The sequence below is a fragment of the Sphingomonas sp. MMS24-J45 genome, from assembly GCF_044881195.1.
Taxonomy (GTDB): domain Bacteria; phylum Pseudomonadota; class Alphaproteobacteria; order Sphingomonadales; family Sphingomonadaceae; genus Sphingomonas.
The window spans coordinates 3,294,168-3,312,622 of sequence record NZ_CP173255.1; the positions used below are offsets into that span (position 1 = coordinate 3,294,168).

21 protein-coding genes and 1 tRNA gene are annotated in these 18,455 nt (G+C 65.3%); 14 read left to right on the plus strand and 8 right to left on the minus strand.

The window, feature by feature from the left end:
• Positions 1–159: 159 nt before the first annotated feature.
• Positions 160–1,866, plus strand: coding sequence for a class I adenylate-forming enzyme family protein (locus AB5I39_RS15790; protein WP_404374193.1), 1,707 nt, complete (start codon positions 160–162; stop codon positions 1,864–1,866).
• A 152-nt stretch (positions 1,867–2,018) separates the two neighbouring features.
• The gene (locus AB5I39_RS15795; protein ID WP_404368966.1) at positions 2,019–3,356 is read left to right on the plus strand and encodes a glycosyltransferase family 39 protein; all 1,338 of its coding nucleotides are present in this window, start codon (positions 2,019–2,021) and stop codon (positions 3,354–3,356) included.
• A 43-nt stretch (positions 3,357–3,399) separates the two neighbouring features.
• Here AB5I39_RS15795 and AB5I39_RS15800 read toward each other — a convergent pair whose 3' ends face one another.
• Entirely contained in the window at positions 3,400–3,981 is a 582-nt protein-coding gene (locus AB5I39_RS15800) for a hypothetical protein (protein ID WP_404368968.1), read from the minus strand.
• A gap of 97 nt (positions 3,982–4,078) precedes the next feature.
• Positions 4,079–5,572 carry an FGGY family carbohydrate kinase gene (locus AB5I39_RS15805; protein WP_404368971.1) on the minus strand — a complete coding sequence of 498 codons (1,494 nt, stop codon included), beginning with the start codon at positions 5,570–5,572 and terminating at the stop codon, positions 4,079–4,081.
• 53 nt (positions 5,573–5,625) lie between these two features.
• Between AB5I39_RS15805 and AB5I39_RS15810 the strand changes: the two genes are divergently transcribed.
• Both AB5I39_RS15810 and AB5I39_RS15815 read left to right on the plus strand, forming a co-directional pair.
• A complete protein-coding gene (locus tag AB5I39_RS15810) occupies positions 5,626–6,840 on the plus strand; it encodes an AI-2E family transporter (protein WP_404368974.1) in 1,215 nt (404 codons plus the stop codon).
• 45 nt (positions 6,841–6,885) lie between these two features.
• A tRNA-Asp gene (locus AB5I39_RS15815) sits at positions 6,886–6,962 on the plus strand.
• Positions 6,963–7,077: 115 nt separating this feature from the next.
• Here AB5I39_RS15815 and AB5I39_RS15820 read toward each other — a convergent pair.
• The 4 genes from AB5I39_RS15820 to AB5I39_RS15835 all read right to left on the minus strand — a co-directional run bounded on the left by AB5I39_RS15820 (position 7,078) and on the right by AB5I39_RS15835 (position 8,635).
• A complete protein-coding gene (locus AB5I39_RS15820; RefSeq protein ID WP_404368976.1) occupies positions 7,078–7,287 on the minus strand; it encodes a DUF2842 domain-containing protein in 210 nt (69 codons plus the stop codon).
• Positions 7,284–7,985, minus strand: coding sequence for a 5-formyltetrahydrofolate cyclo-ligase (locus AB5I39_RS15825; protein WP_404368979.1), 702 nt, complete (start codon positions 7,983–7,985; stop codon positions 7,284–7,286). Before AB5I39_RS15825 ends, AB5I39_RS15820 begins: the two co-directional genes overlap by 4 nt.
• 138 nt (positions 7,986–8,123) lie before the next feature.
• Positions 8,124–8,411: a cell division protein ZapA gene (locus AB5I39_RS15830; protein ID WP_404368981.1), complete on the minus strand. Its 288-nt coding sequence runs from the start codon at positions 8,409–8,411 to the stop codon at positions 8,124–8,126.
• Entirely contained in the window at positions 8,411–8,635 is a 225-nt protein-coding gene (locus tag AB5I39_RS15835; protein WP_404368984.1) for a hypothetical protein, read from the minus strand. Before AB5I39_RS15835 ends, AB5I39_RS15830 begins: the two co-directional genes overlap by 1 nt.
• Positions 8,636–8,774: 139 nt before the next feature.
• Between AB5I39_RS15835 and gap the strand changes: the two genes are divergently transcribed.
• The 3 genes from gap to AB5I39_RS15850 are packed head-to-tail and all read left to right on the plus strand — an operon-like array spanning position 8,775 to position 11,430.
• Complete coding sequence (gene gap / locus AB5I39_RS15840) at positions 8,775–9,785, plus strand: type I glyceraldehyde-3-phosphate dehydrogenase (RefSeq protein ID WP_404368987.1); 1,011 nt, start codon at positions 8,775–8,777, stop codon at positions 9,783–9,785.
• A gap of 47 nt (positions 9,786–9,832) precedes the next feature.
• Positions 9,833–10,240: an MOSC domain-containing protein gene (locus tag AB5I39_RS15845; RefSeq protein ID WP_404368989.1), complete on the plus strand. Its 408-nt coding sequence runs from the start codon at positions 9,833–9,835 to the stop codon at positions 10,238–10,240.
• Positions 10,237–11,430 (plus strand): phosphoglycerate kinase, encoded by a 1,194-nt coding sequence (locus AB5I39_RS15850; RefSeq protein WP_404368992.1) that lies wholly within the window; start codon positions 10,237–10,239, stop codon positions 11,428–11,430. Before AB5I39_RS15845 ends, AB5I39_RS15850 begins: the two co-directional genes overlap by 4 nt.
• Positions 11,431–11,458: 28 nt before the next feature.
• Here AB5I39_RS15850 and AB5I39_RS15855 read toward each other — a convergent pair whose 3' ends face one another.
• Entirely contained in the window at positions 11,459–11,977 is a 519-nt protein-coding gene (locus AB5I39_RS15855) for a TlpA family protein disulfide reductase (RefSeq protein ID WP_404368995.1), read from the minus strand.
• A gap of 146 nt (positions 11,978–12,123) precedes the next feature.
• On the opposite strand from AB5I39_RS15855, the gene AB5I39_RS15860 reads away from it, so the two are divergent.
• Both AB5I39_RS15860 and thiE read left to right on the plus strand, forming a co-directional pair.
• Positions 12,124–13,014, plus strand: a complete 891-nt coding sequence (locus AB5I39_RS15860; protein WP_404368997.1) for a fructose bisphosphate aldolase — start codon at positions 12,124–12,126, stop codon at positions 13,012–13,014.
• A 60-nt stretch (positions 13,015–13,074) separates the two neighbouring features.
• Entirely contained in the window at positions 13,075–13,758 is a 684-nt protein-coding gene (thiE, locus tag AB5I39_RS15865; protein WP_404369000.1) for a thiamine phosphate synthase, read from the plus strand.
• On the opposite strand, the gene AB5I39_RS15870 is transcribed toward thiE, so the two are convergent.
• Positions 13,755–14,834, minus strand: a complete 1,080-nt coding sequence (locus tag AB5I39_RS15870) for a potassium channel family protein (RefSeq protein WP_404369003.1) — start codon at positions 14,832–14,834, stop codon at positions 13,755–13,757. The two genes, thiE and AB5I39_RS15870, sit on opposite strands and share 4 nt — an antisense overlap.
• 109 nt (positions 14,835–14,943) lie before the next feature.
• On the opposite strand from AB5I39_RS15870, the gene efp reads away from it, so the two are divergent.
• The 5 genes from efp to AB5I39_RS15895 all read left to right on the plus strand — a co-directional run bounded on the left by efp (position 14,944) and on the right by AB5I39_RS15895 (position 18,375).
• Positions 14,944–15,507 (plus strand): elongation factor P, encoded by a 564-nt coding sequence (efp, locus tag AB5I39_RS15875; protein WP_404369006.1) that lies wholly within the window; start codon positions 14,944–14,946, stop codon positions 15,505–15,507.
• Positions 15,508–15,654: 147 nt separating this feature from the next.
• Complete coding sequence (locus AB5I39_RS15880; protein ID WP_404369009.1) at positions 15,655–16,467, plus strand: inositol monophosphatase family protein; 813 nt, start codon at positions 15,655–15,657, stop codon at positions 16,465–16,467.
• 233 nt (positions 16,468–16,700) lie between these two features.
• A complete protein-coding gene (ndhC, locus tag AB5I39_RS15885) occupies positions 16,701–17,075 on the plus strand; it encodes an NADH-quinone oxidoreductase subunit A (RefSeq protein WP_404369012.1) in 375 nt (124 codons plus the stop codon).
• Positions 17,066–17,611: a NuoB/complex I 20 kDa subunit family protein gene (locus tag AB5I39_RS15890; RefSeq protein WP_404369015.1), complete on the plus strand. Its 546-nt coding sequence runs from the start codon at positions 17,066–17,068 to the stop codon at positions 17,609–17,611. Before ndhC ends, AB5I39_RS15890 begins: the two co-directional genes overlap by 10 nt.
• Positions 17,608–18,375, plus strand: a complete 768-nt coding sequence (locus AB5I39_RS15895) for an NADH-quinone oxidoreductase subunit C (protein ID WP_404369018.1) — start codon at positions 17,608–17,610, stop codon at positions 18,373–18,375. Before AB5I39_RS15890 ends, AB5I39_RS15895 begins: the two co-directional genes overlap by 4 nt.
• Positions 18,376–18,455 lie beyond the last annotated feature (80 nt).

The window sequence follows — 18,455 nt, forward strand, 5'->3', positions numbered from 1 at the left end:
CCACCCTATTGCCTTGAGCGGCGCGCGAATCAACACTAACCTTGCGAAATTCGATCGGCGCGGCAAACCCGAGTTTCAACTGTCGCTCGCGCCGACACACAGGAGAGCATCGCCTTGGATACCGAACCGCTCGTCGCGCTCGACCCGACCTGGCCGAAAATGACCCTGGAGCAAACGCAGGCCGCGCTCACCGTTGCCGGGGGCAAGTTCGAGATCGAAACGGTCGAGATTCGCGGCGTGCCGACGCGGGTATGGAAGCACGCGCCGCCATCGCTCGCCGCCCTGATCTCGGCGTCGCGCGCGCATGGTGAGCGAGAATTCACCGTCTATGAGGACGAGCGCGTCACCTATGCCGCCAATTTCCGCGCGGTGGCGACGCTGGCGCACGCGCTGGTCGACATGGGGATTGCGAAAGGCGACCGGGTTGGGCTCGCCATGCGCAACCTGCCCGAATGGCCGGTGATCTTTTTCGCCGCCGCCAGCATCGGCGCGATCGTCGTGCCGCTCAACGCGTGGTGGACCTCGGGCGAGCTGGAATATGGCATTAACGATTCGGGCTGCCGGATTCTCTTCGTCGATGACGAGCGGTACCAGCGGCTTGCCGCGGACAATCCGGCGCTGCCTGCGCTCGAAAAGATGGTCGTCGCGCGCGCCTCGGTCGCGCTCGATCCTCGTGCGGTGCGACTGGAGGATCTGATCGGGACGCCCAATGGTTATGCCAGCCTGCCCGAGCGCGAGTTACCGGCGGTCGAGCTGCACCCAGATGACGACGCGACGATCTTCTACACCAGCGGCACGACCGGCAACCCGAAGGGCGCGCTCGGCACGCATCGGAACCTCACCACCAACATCCTGACCTCGGCCTATTCCGGCGCGCGGTCATACCTGCGGCGCGGTGAGGCAATCCCGGATCCTACCCCCAAAACCTTCCTCACCGTCATCCCGATGTTCCATGTGACGGCCTGCAGCGCGACGATGATGATGACGATCGCGGCGGGCAATACGATCGTCTTCATGCGCAAATGGGATGTGGTGCGCGCGATGGAGTTGATTGAGCGCGAGAAGGTCCATGTGACGGGCGGCGTGCCGACGATCGCGTGGCAGATCCTGGAGCATCCGGACCGCGGGCGCTACGACCTCTCCTCGTTGGAGGCGATCGCCTATGGCGGCGCGCCTTCGGCGCCCGAGTTGGTCAAGCGCATATTCACCGAATTTGGCGCGCTACCGTCGAACGGCTGGGGCATGACCGAGACGATGGCGACCGTCACCGGCCATGGCGGCGAGGATTATCTTGCCCGCCCGACCAGCGCCGGGCCGCCCGCGCCGGTCGCCGACCTCAAGATCATGGACGAGGACGGCAAGACCGAACTCGCGGTCGGTGAAGTGGGGGAGCTCTGGGCGCGCGGGCCGATGGTCGTGAAGGGGTATTGGAACAAGCCCGAGGCGACCGCCGCGACCTTCGTCGATGGCTGGGTGCGCACCGGCGACCTCGCGCGGCTGGACGAGGAAGGCTTCGTCTATATCGTCGACCGCGCCAAGGACATGATCATCCGCGGCGGCGAGAATATCTATTCGTCCGAGGTGGAGAACGTGCTGTACGCGCACCCGGCGGTCACGGACTGCGCGCTGATCGGCATTCCGCATCGCACGCTGGGCGAGGAACCGGCTGCCGTCGTCCACCTCGCGCCGGGGATGGAGGCGACCGAGGCCGAGCTACAGGCCTGGGTGAAGGCGCGGCTCGCGATCTTCAAGACGCCGGTCGCGATCCGCTTCGTGCACGAAACGCTCCCGCGCAACGCCAATGGCAAGATCTTGAAAAAAGACCTGAAACATCTTTTCGAAGATCGTGTCGGCGTGGCGGCCTGACGCGGCACGGTCCCGCTCCGAGACGTTAACCCGAGGCGCTAAGCATCTCGCGTGACTTCGTCCAAAAATGCCCGATACTTTCGTGGTTAAGCGGTAGCTAACCTTGTCGCGTCGGCGCTTGATCCGATCCTGCAACGGATCGGGACAGCGGCATGGCAAAGGCGATTTTTCGGGGGTTGGCGGGTCGCCTTGCGGTGTTTGAGGCGGGCCGTTGGATCGTGCCCGCGATTTTCGCGCTTGCGCTTGGTCTGCGCATTGCTGCGCTGCTGCTTGTCCCGCAGTTCCCGGTTTCAGACGGCGAATGGTATATGGTGCGCGCGGCGGAGATGGCCCGCGGCATGGGCTATCAGGAGGCGGGGCATCCGACGGCGTTCTGGCCGGTCGGCTATCCGGGGCTGCTCGCGGGTAGCATGATCCTGTTCGGGCCGGGATTGCTGGGCCCATTGCTGGCCAATCTCGCCTCGACCGCACTGATCCTGTGGGCGATCCTGCGCCTTGGCCGCGCGCTGGACGCGGGCGCGCTGGCCAGCCGGGTCGCGATCCTGCTGTATGCGCTCTATCCGGCGCATATCGCCTATGCCGGGCAACCCTGTGCCGAGACGGCGTCGACGGCGATCGGCATGGTGGCCTTCGTCCTGCTGATCGTGGGACGCAAGCAGATCGGCGCGTTGCTGCTCGCCGGGCTATTGTTCGGGCTCGCAACGCTGATGCGCGCGCAGATGATGCTGTTCCCGGCGGGCGTGATCGTGGCGCTGCTGCTCGCGTTTCGGGATTTTCGGGTCCGCGATGCGGTGCGGGCCGGGCTGTTGATCCACCTCGCGCTCGCCGCGACGGTGCTACCCTGGTCGCTGCGGAACGTGGCGGAAATGGGCAGCTTCGTGCCGGTATCGACCAATGGTGGCGTGTCGCTGTTCTACGGCGCGAACGATCGGGCGACTGGCGATTGGTTCGCCTGGGAACGCACGCCTTATTGGGACCAGACCGTCGGCATTCCCTATGCCCAGCGCGTCGAGCGCCAGGTCGAGATCGATCGCCGGTTCAGCGCCAAGGCGAAGGCGTGGATCGCGGCGCATCCGGGGCGCTGGACTGTGCTTGGCGTCAAGAAGGTCGCCCTGTTGTGGCTGAAGGACTCCGATGCCTTCTGGTCCTTCGACAAGACCTATCCCGACCAGAACCGGTTGTTGCGCGTGGTGCAGGCGCTCGACCAGCTGTATTACGTGCTGTTGGTCGGATTGGGTCTGGCGACGCTAGCGGTCGCGGCACGCGCGCGGTTGCGTGGGGTATGGGATCAGGCGCCGCTGCTCATGCTTGGCTGCATGCCTGCCTTCGTTACCTTGACGGCGTTCGGTTTCACGGGGCAGACGCGCTACCATTATCCGGCGATGCCATGCCTGATCCTGGCGGCGGGTTGGATGATCGCCCGCGTGCTGCGCGCCCTCGCCGCGAGAGAGCGGCGGGCGACCGTCGTGCTCCGTGCGCGTACGGCTTGATCGCGAACCGAGCACAGTAAGCAAGCCGGGATGCGGTCCTGCACTAATCGCTGACCGTCCACCCTTGCGCTGGGTTTCGGCCATGCGCCGACTGCGCTGCCTTGAGCCGCGAATTGAGAATTTGCGCAGGCGTTGGTTGCCCAGGCACAAATCGCTGCGGCGGGGCTTTCGGGGGGAGCGGAGCCACGATCGGTGCGCGGCCCCCGCTGCGACCGACCGCAGGCCCGAGCACCGCAAGCAGTTGATCCACCGGCACCGCATAGCATTCACCGGGCCGAGTTGACCGGCACCCGACCAACGCGTCACTTCCGTTCGCCCCGCGTGCAAAAATCTTGGCCGATTCGTTCCCGGCGAGCACGCCGACGCCGCGGGTGCGCATCGAATAGCCACCAAGGATCTGGACGTACGAGAAACCCGCGTCGCGGGCGAGTTCGGCTGCGCGATATAGCGCTACGTTCAGCGCGTGGCGCTCGCCGTCAATGCGCCGACTGTTGCTGACGATCCGCCAGGCGCCGTCTTTCTCCACGCTGTCCTTATACCCGACGCCATACCATTGGTTGAGCGGGCCATAATAGTGTGCATCGGGACCGACGATCGACGCGGTTACTGCCGTGGGTGCAAGCAAGAGGGCGAGCGGAGGGATCGATCGACGCATGGCAAGGCGCTCCAAGAGATGCCTTGCCGCTAAGCGACGGGGCTTAAGGAAACACTATATGCTTTGTTTAAGAAGGATTTGGCTGCCGCCCCACAACGGCTCCCACCGCATCACGCCAACCCTTTAGCCGTTCGTCGCGGGTCGCCGGCGCTATTGCAGGCTCGAACGTCTCCACCGCGCCACGCATCACGCTCGCTTGCGACAGATCGGCGAACAGTCCGCAGCCGATCCCGGCGAGCATTGCTGCACCAAGCGCCGTGGTTTCCGCGAATTTCGGGCGCTCGACGCAGATGCCGAGCATGTCGGCCATGTCCTGCGCCATCCAGTCATTAGCGACCATGCCGCCGTCGATTCGCACATTCGCCCAATCGACCCCGTCGGCGGCGAAGGCGGTCTTCAGATCGTGCGCCTGATGCGCCATCGCTTCCAGCGCGGCGCGGACGATGTGCGCCTTGCCGGTCGAGAAACTGAGCCCCGAGATCGCGCCGCGCGCGTCCGGCTCCCACCACGGTGCGCCGAGGCCGGACAAAGCGGGCACGAGATACACGCCGCCATTATCCGTCACGCTGCGGGCCAGCGCCTCGGTCTCCGCCGCCGTGCCGATCAGGCCGACTTCATCGCGCAGCCATTTGATCAGGCTGCCTGCCACGAAAACCGAGCCTTCCAGCGCATAGGAGCGACGCCCGCTCAATTGCCACGCGATCGTCGAGAGCAGCCGGTTGCGCGACGTCGGTGGGATTGGCCCGGCCTGGCTGAGCACGAAGGCGCCGGTGCCGAAGGTAGCCTTGGTTTCGCCGATCTTGAGGCAGGATTGGCCGATCGTGGCGGCTTGCTGGTCCCCCGCGATGCCGCAGATCGGGATCGGCGCGCCGAACAGCGTCGTGGTGCCGAATTGGCCGGCGCAATCGACGATCTCGGGCAGAGCGGCGCGGGGGGCTCCGAACAGGTCGATTAGCCCGTCGTCCCACTGGCCGCTGCCGATCGCCATCAATGCAGTACGGCTGGCGTTGGTTGCATCGGTGATGTGCAGACCGCCGCGGTTATCCGTGGCCGTCAGCTTCCAGATCAGCCAGCTCTCGACCGTGCCGACCGCCAGCCGCTTGCCCGCCGCCTTGACCGCAGGCCAATGCTCCATCGCCCAGCCGATCTTGCTGCCCGAAAAATACGGGTCGAGCAGCAGGCCGGTCTTGGCCTGAACGACGCTCTCATGACCCGCCCCCTTCAGCGCGCGGCAGGTCGCGGCGGTGCGGCGGTCCTGCCAGACGATCGCGGGGGCGAGAGGCTCGCCTGTCTCGCGGTCCCAGAACACCACCGTCTCGCGCTGATTCGTGATGCCGATCGCGGCGATCTTTTCCGCGCCGCCCGCCGATTCGATCACGGTCCGCACGACGGCGACCGTCTTTTCCCAGATTTCGGCCGCGTCATGCTCAACTCGGCCGGGCGCCGGGTAATGCTGGGTCAGCTGCTCGGCCTGGGTCGCGATACACGCCCCGTCGGGCCGAAACAGCATTGCGCGGGTCGAGGTGGTGCCCTCGTCGATGACCAGGATGAGATCGGACATATCTCTTCGCTAGCGACGTTTGCGCAGCGTGTGAATGGCGCTAGGGTCACGCAATGGCAGATCGCGATAACAATAAGAGCGGTGCGTTCGGCTTGCCCCTCGCCGACGCCGCGCAGGATGAGGACGAGCGGCGGATTGCGCTCCGGCGGGATCGGTTGCTTGCGGCGCTGACGCTGATTGCTGGCGTCGGCCTCGCGCTGGCCGTGCCGTTTGCACTCAAGGCGGGGGCGGAATTCTTTCTGCCGACGACCGCCGCGCTGGTGATCGCGATCTCGCTGGTGCCGGTGCTCGAATGGCTGGAGCGGCGGCGCGTGCCCTCGGCGCTGGCGGCGCTGACCTGCGTCTTGCTGTTTCTGGTGGCGGCGAACGTCGCGTTGGCGGCGATCATCGTGCCAGCGACGGAATTTTTCCGGCGCCTGCCCGAGCGAATCGACCGCATTCAAATGAATATCGCGCCGCTGATCGATTTGTATCAGAGCTTTCAGAAGTACCTCAATCGCACCGTCCAGCACCTCGCCTCGACCGGCCCAATCAAGGCCCCTGCGACCACCGCCGTCACGCCGCCGAGCTCGATTCTCGAGCTGGCCGCGAGCTTTGCGCCATCGGTCATCGTGCAGGTGTTCTTCGGCGTGCTGATCGTGTTTTTCTTCCTCTCCGGCTGGACGCGGCTGCGCAAGAAAACGATCACCAGCCGCGCCAGCTTCGGCGGTGCGATGGCGACCGCGCGGGTGATTCAGGACGTGGTCGACGATACCTCGGCCTATCTTGGCACGATCACCGTGATCAACCTGTCGCTCGGTCTGCTCATTTCGGGGTTGCTGTACCTGATGGGGATGCCGTTTCCGCTGATGTGGGGCGGGATCGTCGCGTTGCTCAATTACGTGCCCTATTTCGGGCCGATCGCGGCGGCGCTGTTGCTCGCGCTGGGCGGATTGATGACCTTTCAGGATATCTGGGTCGCGCTGGTCCCCGCGCTCGCGATGATCGGGTGCCACCTGATCGAGGCGAATGCGATCACCCCGCTGATCGTCGGGCACCGGCTGACGATCAATCCGATCATGATTCTCGTGTCGATCAGCTTCTGGTCGTGGGTGTGGGGCACGGCGGGCACGCTGCTGGCGGTGCCTTTGCTAATTATTTTGCAAACCGTGATCGGGGCCGCGGGCAAGCCGGATATCGCGGGTTTCCTGTTCGAACACGGCACTTTGACCGCGCGCGGACGAGGCCGTTTCGACACTTCTTTCGAAGAACGTGAAACGGGCGGTTGACAGGGTAGGGCTGCTCGCATAGTTGGCCCGCCTGCCGCTTTACAAGCGGGTGTAGCTCAGTTGGTTAGAGCGCCGGCCTGTCACGCCGGAGGTCGCGGGTTCGAGCCCCGTCACTCGCGCCAAAGCGCAGCAAGCACGAGATTTGCGAAGCAAATTACGATACTTGCAAGCTTGGCCGACGGGGCCTTGCACCCCGGTCGAAGTCCCGGTTCAGCCGCGAAGCTCCCTACCGAAAATTCACCAAACGCCGGTTTCCATCCACGCCAGGATGCGCCGCAGCGGTAGCACCCAGATCCACGCCAGACCTGCGACAAGGTAATACACCGCCTGCAGCAGCGGATGGATCTGCCCGATCACGCTCGACAGGCTTGCGGCGAGCACGCACCACAAAGTGATCAGCGCCAGGATGCCGAGCATCCCGACCGGTTTGCGCCAGCTTGGGGTCATGATCTCGAAATCCATCCGTGTTCGGTGATGATCGCGTGGAGCGGCATGTCCCACGGATCGGTCGATAGCATGTCGGTGCGCTGGACGCTCCACGCAACCCCGATGCGGTGTGCGTCCGGGAATTGCGCAAAGGCGCGATCGTAATAGCCCGCGCCCTGGCCGAGTCGGTCGAGTTTCGAATCGAACGCGACGAGCGGGGTCAGGATGATGTCAGGAGCGACCTCCTGCGCGTCTGCGGCGGGCTGCTGCAGGCCGAACGGGCCGGGCAGGAGCGTTTCTGCGGGGTTCCAGGCGAGGAAGCGCATCGGATCGCTGCGACGGGCGACATGGGGCAAAGCGAGGGCGCAGCCGGCCTGGAGCGCGGCGTGGGTTAACGGGGCGGGGTCTGCCTCGCTGCCGAGCGGGATGTAGCTGGTGACGGTGATGCCGGGTGCGAGCAGGGCGCGGAATTCGGGGGGACGGGGATCTTCGCGGGGGTGGCGGCCATGAAGGCATTGCGGGCGACGCGGATTGTCGCGCGGAGGCCGGCTTTCTCCAAGCTCATCGCGGCGCGTCGCGGCGAAGCCGCGCCGTAGGTGCTCGGCGGGTGCCGAGCCCGGCCGCGCTTGCGCGTCTCGGCGACAGCTTGGCTGTCGCCGTGCGCGCTGCGCGGGTGGCGGGACCGCCGTGACCGTTGGCCGGGTTATCCACTGACGCACGGTACGTCAGGTGGGGACCATGTGCTTCGGACCAGGATCCTAACAGGGACAGCCCCCTTTGGATGATGAATAGCCTCAGGGATAATAAAGGCTCGTATCGGGCAGTACCCGCCGCCGGCCGATATAGGCGCGACGGCCCTAATCCTCAAGGGAGGCGGCGAGCGATTCGAGACGATCGGCGATGCGGGCCAGCACCGCTTCGTCCTTGATCGTCGCCGGCCGCCGATCGGCTTCCTCAAGCTGATCGGCCAGCATCAGCGCGACGAACAGCATCGTGCGTTCGCCGTTCAGCCCGCCCGATGCACGTGCCGCGGTCGCCCAATGCGCATCGAGCATCGTGCCCAGGCGACGGACCTGATCCTCCTGCCCATCGGGACAGGCGACGGTATGGCGACGACCGCCGATCGTGAGCGTAACGTCGGCCATCAGCGCGCCTCCCGTTCGAGAACGGCGTCGAGCGCGGCGATTGCCTCCGCCATGCGGTTGCGGAGCGTTTCGTGGCGTTCGATCAGGCGCGCGTACCTCGCATCGCGTGCGGCCACGGCGGCTTCGATCCGGGCGAGCGCTCGATCGATCCGGTCCAGCGCAGTCGGGGGAAGCGTCTGCCATGCGCTGCAGATAGCATGACGCGACGCCCCGACAAGGCGCATTTGTGACGCTTGCGTGGCAGGTCGGGCAAGCCGCGCGACGGTTGACGTACGCGCCCGCCGCCCGCAAAGACGCGCGCATTGCAGGACTCGGAAGCCGCATGTCGCCGCCGGGTCGATCCGCTTTCAAGGAGCTACAGCGATGACGATCAAGGTTGCGATCAACGGTTTCGGGCGCATCGGCCGCCTTGTCGCGCGCGCGATTCTGGAACGCGCCGACAGCGGGCTCGAACTGGTCGCGATCAACGATCTGGCGGATGCCAAGTCGAATGCCTGGCTGTTCAGCCGCGATTCGGTGCACGGCAAATATCCCGGCAAGGTTTCCGCCGAGGGCAATGATCTGGTCGTCGACGGCAAGCACATCCGCGTCACTGCAGAGCGCGACCCGGCGAACCTGCCGCATGCCGAGCTGGGCGTGGACATCGTGCTCGAATGCACCGGTTTCTTCACCGATCGTGAAAGCTGCCAGAAGCATCTCGATGCCGGTGCCAAGAAGGTGCTGATCTCGGCGCCGGGCAAGAATGTCGATCTGACCGTCGTCTACGGCGTCAACAACGACAAGCTGACCGCCGAACACACGATCGTGTCGAACGCATCGTGCACCACCAACTGCCTCGCGCCCGTCGCGAAGGTGCTGAACGACGCGATCGGGATCGAGCGCGGCCTGATGACCACTGTGCACGCATATACCAACGATCAGAAAATCCTCGACCAGATCCACCCCGACTTGCGCCGTGCGCGTGCCGCCGCCATGTCGATGATCCCGACCACGACCGGTGCCGCACGCGCGGTCGGCGAAGTGCTGCCCGAGTTGAAGGGCAAGCTCGACGGCTCGGCGATCCGCGTGCCGACCCCGGACGTTTCGCTGATCGACCTGACCTTTACGCCGAAGCGCGACACGACGAAGGACGAGGTCAACGCGATCCTGAAGGCGGCGTCCGAGAGCGGCCCGCTGGTCGGCATCCTCGATTGGTCGGACGAGCCGCTGGTGTCGATCGACCTGATGCACACCGCGGCATCGTCGACCGTCGATAGCCTGGAAACCGCCGTGCTGGACGGCAAGCTCGTGCGCGTCGTGAGCTGGTATGACAATGAATGGGGCTTCTCCAACCGCATGATCGATACCGCCGCCGCGATGGGCAAGTTCCTCTGAGCGGAACGCTCGCCGGGATTGCGCGCCATGCGCGGCCGAAGGGGCCGATGGAGACGCTCGACCAAATCGAGGTGAGCGTCGAGGGCGGCATCAGCGGCGATTTCCGTGGGGTGGTGAAGCCCGGCGGCAAGGGGCGGCGGCAGGTGACGCTGATCGAGGCGGGCGACTGGGCGGCCGCGATGGCGGAAGTCGGGCACAGCATCCCGTGGGCCGAACGTCGCGCGAACCTGCTCGTCGAAGGGCTTGATTTGCCGCAGGTCGCCGGGACGAAACTGCGGATCGGCGAAGACGTCGTCCTGCAGATCACGCGCGAGACCGATCCGTGCGAGCGGATGGAGGCGCTGGCCCCCGGCTTGCGCGCCGCGCTGACGCCCGATTGGCGCGGCGGCGCCTGTTCACGCGTTCTGGCCGGCGGGACGATCCGCATCGGCGACACGATAAGGGTGGAAGAATGACCAGAGCTTTCAAGACTCTCGACGATATCGGCGACGTGCGCGGCAAGCGCGTGCTGGTGCGCGAGGATTTGAACGTGCCGATGCAGGACGGTGTGGTGACCGACGACACCCGCTTCCGCGCGACGGTGGCCACCGTCACAGAGTTGGCCGATGCCGGTGCGATCGTGCTGGTTCTCGCCCATTTCGGACGCCCGAAAGGGCCGAGTGCGGAATTCTCGCTCAGCCAGATCGTCGAACCCTATGCCGCAGTGCTGGGCCGGCCCGTCAAATATGTCGATTGGGAAGGCGATGCGGCGTCCGTCGCCGCGCTCGCGCCCGGCGATATCGCGGTGCTGGAAAATACGCGCTTCTTCGGCGGCGAGGAGAAGAATGATCCGGCGACTGTCGCGCGCTTCGCGGCGCTCGGCGACCTCTACGTCAATGATGCGTTCTCGGCGGCGCACCGCGCGCACGCTTCGACCGCGGGGCTGGCACATGCGCTCCCCGCCTTTGCCGGGCGCGCGATGGAGGCCGAACTCGACGCGCTCGACAAGGCGCTGGGTAACCCCGAGCATCCGGTCGCGGCGGTGGTCGGCGGGGCGAAGGTTTCGACCAAGCTCGACGTGCTGCAGCACCTCGTCAGCCGTGTCGACCACCTGATCATCGGCGGCGGCATGGCGAACACGTTCCTGGCGGCGCGCGGCGTGAATGTCGGCAAGTCGTTGTGCGAGCATGATCTGACCGGCACGGCGGAGGACATCTTCGCGGCGGCCGAGCGCGCCAATTGCACGATCCATTTGCCCTATGACGTCGTGGTGGCAAAGGAATTCCGCGCTCACCCGCCGGTGCGCACGGTCAACGTCCACGAAGTCGCGGCCGATGAAATGATCCTCGACATCGGCCCGGCGGCGACCGAGGCGCTGGCCGACGTACTCAAGAATTGCCGGACTTTGGTGTGGAACGGCCCGCTCGGCGCGTTCGAGACGCCGCCGTTCGACACCGCCACGGTCGCGCTGGCCCGCACCGCGGCGGCGCTAACTAAGAGCGGATCGCTCGTCTCGGTCGCTGGCGGCGGCGACACCGTGGCGGCGCTCAACCAGGCCGGTGCGGCTGAGGACTTCACCTTCGTCTCGACCGCTGGCGGCGCGTTCTTGGAGTGGATGGAGGGCAAGGATCTGCCCGGCGTCGCGGCGCTACATAGCCGCGCCTGAACGGAGCGTCTTCTCCGGAGCAGAACAATCAGGAGGTCGGTGCCGACTCGAGCAGGAGCGGGACCAACTCGCGGTTGAGGTCGTCGAGTTCGAGCGCGGACGCCTTGGCGTAGCGAACCCGGCCTGCCCGATCGATGATGAAGTTCGTCGGCACGGCGCCCAGTACGTTGTAATTGCCCTTGATCTTGCGGACCGGCGATATGTGCATGACGGCGAACAGCTTCTTCATCTGATAGACGGGCAGCGAATCCTCGGTCGTGATCGCGAACACGCGCAGCCCGCGCTGCTGCTGAATTTCGTAATAGCGATCGAGCAGCGGCAATTCCTTGCGACACGGCACGCACCATGTTGCCCAGAAGTTGAGCACCACCACTTGCCCGCGAAGATCGGCGGAGGAAACCTTGGTGCCATCTATCAATGTGAGCTCAAAGGGTGGCGCGGCGACGCCGACCTTGGGCTGCCCGCTGGCCCCCAACAAAAACGGTGCCGCCAGACACAGCGCCGCGCCCGCGACACTTCTTTTCGCCATATTCAAGGAAATGCGCATCGTCCGCCCCCGCGTGATGAAGCGTCGAGACTGACGCACCCGGCACGCGCGGTCAACCGTTGCCCCGCGCCGCTTGCCCGGCTAACAGCCGCGCAACATTCGTATGCAGGACGCCGCACGGCGCATAGCTCTTTAAGGGACATTCGATGCTCGACCAGGACATGATGGCCAAGATCGCAACCGGCAACGGCTTCATCGCCGCGCTCGACCAGAGCGGCGGATCGACGCCCAAGGCGCTTGCCGGATACGGGATCGACGGCGGCTGGGCGTCGGACGAGGAGATGTTCGCGCTGATCCACGACATGCGCAGCCGCATCATCACCGCGCCGAGCTTCACCGGGGACAAGGTGATCGGCGCGATCCTCTTCGAACGCACGATGGACGGCACGGTCGATGGCAAGCCGACCCCGCAGGCGTTGATCGACCGCGGCGTCGTGCCCTTCATCAAGATCGACAAGGGTCTGGAGGCTGAAGCCGATGGCGTGCAGCTGATGAAGCCGATGCCGGGTCTGGGCGACCTGCTGGCGCGCGCCAAGGGGCTGGGCGTGTTCGGCACCAAGGAACGCTCGGTCGTCAACCTGGCCAATCGTGCCGGCATCGCGGCGATCGTGAAGCAGCAGTTCGAGGTCGGGGCCGAAGTGCTGGCGGGTGGCCTGATGCCCATCCTGGAGCCCGAGGTGAACATCAAGAGCACCGAGCGCGCCGCGGCGGACCAAATCCTGCTCGAGGAAATCCTGAAGGCGCTGGATGCGATGCCGGGCACCGACAAGGTGATGCTCAAGCTGTCGATCCCCGCGGTGCCCAACCTGTTCGCGCCGCTGGTCGATCATCCGCGTGTGCTGCGCGTCGTGGCGCTGTCGGGCGGGTTCAGTCGCAGCGAGGCGTGTGCCGAGCTGGCCAAGAATCGCGGCATGATCGCGAGCTTCAGCCGCGCCTTGCTGTCCGATCTGCGCCACCAGATGAGCGATGCCGAGTTCGACGCGGCGCTCGGCAAGGCAATCGACGAGATTTACGTGGCGTCGACGCAAAAAGCCTGAACGCGCCGGGAAGGGCGGCGAGTCTTTCACGCCGCCTTATTTCACGCTAGGCGCGGTCGCATGACTGAAGACGAAGACCCGCTCGGCCCGCTCGACCCCGATTTTGCAACGAAGTTCGTGCGCGACGATCGGCGACCCAAGTGCCAGCTGTACCTGATCTCGCCGCTCGAAGTCGGCGGTGGCTTTCCGGACCGGTTGAAGCGCGCGCTCGACGCCGGGCCGGTCGCGGCGTTTCAGTTTCGGGTGAAGGATATGGATCAGCATGAGGCGGCCGCGCTCGCGGAACCTTTGCGGCGGATTTGTGCCGATGCCGACGTCGCCTTCATCGTCAATGACAGCGTTTCGCTCGCCAAGCGCCTCGGTGCGGACGGCGTGCATCTGGGGCAAGGCGATGGCGATCCGCGCGAGGCTCGCACCGCGCTCGGACCGGCGGGGCAGATCGGTGTGACCTGCCATGCCAGCCGCCACCTGGCGATGGAGGCGGGGGATGCGGGCGCGGACTACGTCGCGTTCGGTGCCTTCTATCCGACGCAGACCAAGACGACAGAGCATGTCGCGGCACCGGTGCTGCTGAGCTGGTGGTCGACGCTGTTCGAAATCCCCTGCGTCGCGATCGGCGGGATCACCCCGCAGAACGCGCCACCCCTGGTCGCGGCGGGTGCCGACTTCCTAGCGGTCAGCCACGCGGTGTGGGGTGGCGATGAAGCCGCGGCGGTGAAGGCGTTCGAGGCGGTCCTCGCCTAGAAGCGGTTGCGGCCCACGCGCACCTCGACCTTGTTGGTACAGAGTTTCCGCGCGACCGTCCCGGCGTCGCGCACCAGCACCATCAACTCGTCACCGGGCAGGATGCGCTCGTCGCTGGGCGGGCGGGTGATGCGGGTTTCACCGCGCCGGATCTGCACGATGAAGAATGCACCGGCCGCCATCCGCTCGGCGTCGCCGACAGAGAGATTGGCGATCGCCGTGCCGGGCTCCGCGACGATCAGTTCGAGATCGAGCCCAAGCTCGCCAAGATCGTGGCGCGTACGGGCGAGGTCCGGGGCCGAGGACAGCGCGTCGCTGGCGGGATAGAGGATCATCCGCGCGATCCGCTCTGCGCCGATATGCGTCGGCAGCACCACTTTGTTCGCCCCGGCGCGCAGCAGCTTGCGCTCGGTCGTCGGCGCCTCGCCGCGGGCGATGATCTGCAGCGCGGGGTTCATATTGCGCGCGCTCAGCGTGATGAAGACGTTGGCGGCATCGTCGGGCAGCACCGTGGCGAGGACCCGCGCACGTTCGATCCCGGCGGCGAGCAGGATATCCTCCTCGGTCGCATCCCCGGCGATGCAGAGATAGCCTGCCGCCTCCGCCTCGGCCAGTCGCTCGGGCCCGCGCTCGACCACGACCAGCGGCGTCCCCGCATTCGCCAGATCGCGCGCCAGCGTCAGCCCGATCCGCCCGAAGCCGCAGACGATGACGTGGCCGGTCAATTTCTCGATGCGCGCGTGCATTCGGTTCGCTCCCAGGATCTGCTTGAGCTGAAGGACGGTGAAGAGCTGCACCAAGGCACCGGTCAGCAGGATCATGCCGGTGCAGCCGAGGATCATCGTCGCCATCGTGACCGCGTGGAGATACGGCGTGTCGATCGGGCGGACCTCGCCGTACCCGACGGTGTAGACGGTGAGCACCACCATGTAAGAGGCGTCGGTGAAGCTCCACCCCGCCGCCATATATGCGAGGGTCGAGACCACCACGACGGTCAGCACGAACGCCACGATCGACGCGAGATTGCGCGTGGGCGAACCCAGGACGCTTTCGGTGTCGGTCAGGAAGGTGCGCACGGGCAAAGAGTGTGCCGGTCGCGCGCAGGCGAGTCCAGCCCGCCTTGCCCAAAACCGCGAGCGCCGCTAAAGCGCCGCGCTCTTGCTCTTTCCAACTACAGGCACCCCCATGAAGATCAACGCGGTCGAAATCCGTCCCGGCAACATCCTGGAATATGAAGGCGGCATCTGGAAGACCGTCAAGATCCAGCACACCCAGCCGGGCAAGGGCGGTGCCTATATGCAGGTCGAGATGAAGAACCTCATCGACGGCCGCAAAACCAACGTCCGCTTCCGCTCGGCCGAAAGCGTCGAAAAGGTGCGGCTCGACACGGTCGATTTCCAATATCTGTTCCGCGAAGGCGACACGCTGACCTTCATGGACAAGAACACCTATGAGCAGATCACGCTCGACGCCGACATCCTGGGCGACGCCGCCGCCTTCCTGCAGGACGGCATGGATGTCGTGATGGAATTGTGGGAGGAGCGCCCGATCTCGGTCCAGCTGCCCGACACGATCGAGGCGATGATCGTCGAGGCCGATGCCGTGGTGAAGGGCCAGACCGCCTCATCGAGCTACAAGCCTGCGATTCTGGAGAATGGCGTTCGCGTGATGGTGCCGCCGCATATCGGGGCGGGGACGCGGATTGTCGTCGATGTTTACGAGCAGGCTTACGTCCGGCGGGCCGATTAAGCCTAATTCCCTCTCCCTGTGGGAGAGGGTGGCCGAGCGAAGCGAGGTCGGGTGAGGGCAGGGCTCTTATCTGCCCTCACCCTCCCACCGCCTGCGGCGGCGGGCCCCTCCCTCTCCCGGTGGGAGAGGGTTTTGGAAAATGATACTATGGCATCCCATTCCGGTCTCATGACCATCATCGATCGGGCCGTCCGCAAGGCCGGACCGCGCCTTCGCCGCGACTTTAACGAAGTCCAGAACCTGCAGGTCAGCCGCAAGGGCCCTGCCGACTTCGTGTCGATGGCCGATCAGCGCGCCGAACAGACGATCTTCGAGGAACTGTCGCGCGCGCGGCCCGATTGGGGCTTCCTGATGGAAGAACGCGGCGAGATTGCCGGCGACCCGAACAAGCCGCGCTTCATTGTCGATCCGCTCGACGGCACGACCAATTTCCTCCACGGCATCCCGCATTTCGCGATCTCGATCGGGGTCGAGGAGCCGCTGCCCAATGGCAAGCGCGAGATCACCTCGGCGATGGTCTATCAGCCGATCACCGATGAGGCGTTCTGGGCCGAAAAGGGCCGTGGCGCGTGGGTACAGTCGGAACGACTGCGCGTCTCGGCGCGACGCGATCTCGGCGATTCGCTGATCGCGACCGGCATTCCCTTCATGGGGCATGGCGATTTCGCGCAATGGGCGCGGATTTTCGGTGCGGTTGCCCCCGAAGTGGCGGGGATTCGCCGGATGGGATCGGCCGCGCTCGATCTCGCCTGGGTCGCAGCTGGGCGGTACGACGGTTACTGGGAAAGCGACCTGCAATATTGGGACGTGGCCGCGGGCCTGTTGCTGGTCAAGGAAGCGGGCGGCTTCGTCTCGGATTTCCGCGGCGGTGAGCGGATGATCGAGCGCAGCGAGTTCCTTGCGGCGAACGACGCGCTGCAATCACGGCTGCACAAGCTGATCGCGGGCGCTTTGCGCTAAATCGCGCCGTGGAAGTTTAGGCGAAGTTTAGGCATGAAGCGTGTTTTGCACGTGCCATGTTTCAGGTGTTTGAAGAGCCGACGGTTCAAAGAGCGCGCAACAGTCTGACGTCACCGTGACGTGTAGGACAGCCCTCGCGTTCTTGCGAATCATTCTCACGCCCCAAACCCTTGCCCGACTCCCGCCACGGGCCTAAAGCCCGCGTCATCCCCTTCGCATATGCGAGATGCCTCTTGATCGACCTGTCGCAATATCTGCCGATCCTTCTATTTCTGGGCGTCGCCCTCCTGCTTTCGAGCGCGTTCGTATTCCTGCCGATGCTCGCGCAGCGCTTTACCGGGGCCTACAAGCCGAGCGCGGAAAAGCTCAGCGAATATGAATGCGGTTTCCCGGCGTTCGAGGACCCGCGCAGCCAGTTCGACGTGCGCTTCTATCTGGTCGCCATTTTGTTCATCATCTTCGATCTGGAGGCGGCGTTCCTCTATCCGTGGGCGGTGAGCGTGTTCAAACTCGGTTGGGTCGCCTGGGCCTCTATGATGGTGTTCATTGTCGAGCTCGCGCTCGGCCTGGTGTATGCGTGGAAGAAGGGAGCGCTCGAATGGGAGTAGAACTCACCCATCCGTCGGCGGCTGGCGAGATCATCCAGCCGGATGCGGCGTTCTTCAACGATCTGAACAGCGAGCTGGGCGACAAGGGTTTCCTCGTAACGTCGACCGAAGACCTGTTCCATTGGGCGCGCACCGGCAGCCTGTGGTGGATGACCTTCGGCCTGGCGTGCTGCGCGGTCGAGATGATCCACGTCAACATGCCGCGCTATGACCTTGAGCGCTTCGGCGCCGCCCCGCGCGCCTCGCCGCGTCAGTCGGACGTGATGATCGTCGCGGGTACGCTGTGCAACAAGATGGCCCCGGCTCTGCGCAAGGTCTATGACCAGATGAGCGAGCCGAAGTACGTGATTTCGATGGGCAGCTGCGCCAATGGCGGCGGCTATTACCATTATTCGTACAGCGTGGTGCGCGGGTGCGACCGGATCGTGCCGGTCGACATCTACGTCCCCGGTTGCCCGCCGACCGCCGAGGCTTTGCTCTACGGCATCATGCAATTGCAGCGGAAAATCCGCCGGATCGGGACGATCGAACGGTGAGGGCGCCCGCACCTGCCTATGTCGCCAATGACGGCGTGATCGACGCCGCTACCGCAGCGCTCGACGCGGCTCTGCTCGAAGCCGTAGAGGCGGTCGGCGAAGTCGCGCTGCATGTCGAGCGGACATCGCTCGTGCAGACCATGACGACGCTGCGCGACACGCCCGGCCTCGAATATCAGCAGCTGATGGAAATCGCCGGCGTCGATTATCCGGATCGCGGCGAAGAGCGGTTCGAGGTCGTCTATTGCCTGCTGTCGCTGACGCGCAATCACCGCATCCGCGTGCATGTGCAGACCGATGACGAAAAGCCGGTCCCGTCGGTGACGGGCATCTGGCCGGTCGCGGGCTGGCTGGAGCGCGAGGTGTATGACATGTACGGCGTGCTGTTCAGCGGCAATGCTGATCTGCGTCGCATCCTGACCGATTACGGCTTCCGCGGGCATCCGCAGCGCAAGGACTTCCCGCTCTCGGGCTATGTCGAGCTGCGCTATTCGGAAGAGGCTAAGCGCGTCGTTTATGAGCCGGTGAAGCTCGCGCAGGATTTCCGCAATTTCGATTTCATGAGCCCGTGGGAGGGTGCCGAATACATCCTGCCGGGCGACGAAAAGGCCAAGCTGTCGGAAGCGAAGGGCGCACCGACGCCGCTCAAGGCCGACGAGATCGTCAAGGCGGATGCCGCGAAATCGCCGGTTGCGGCGGCGAGCGAGGTGAAGACCAGCGAGAATACCGCGCAGACCGGTGCGGGTAAGGCGGGGCCGAAGTGATGGCGCGCGCAAACTGTGCTCCGGCGAAGGCCGGAGCCCTGGCGGCTTTGAACACGCCAGCGGTTTCTCTTCCTGCCAAC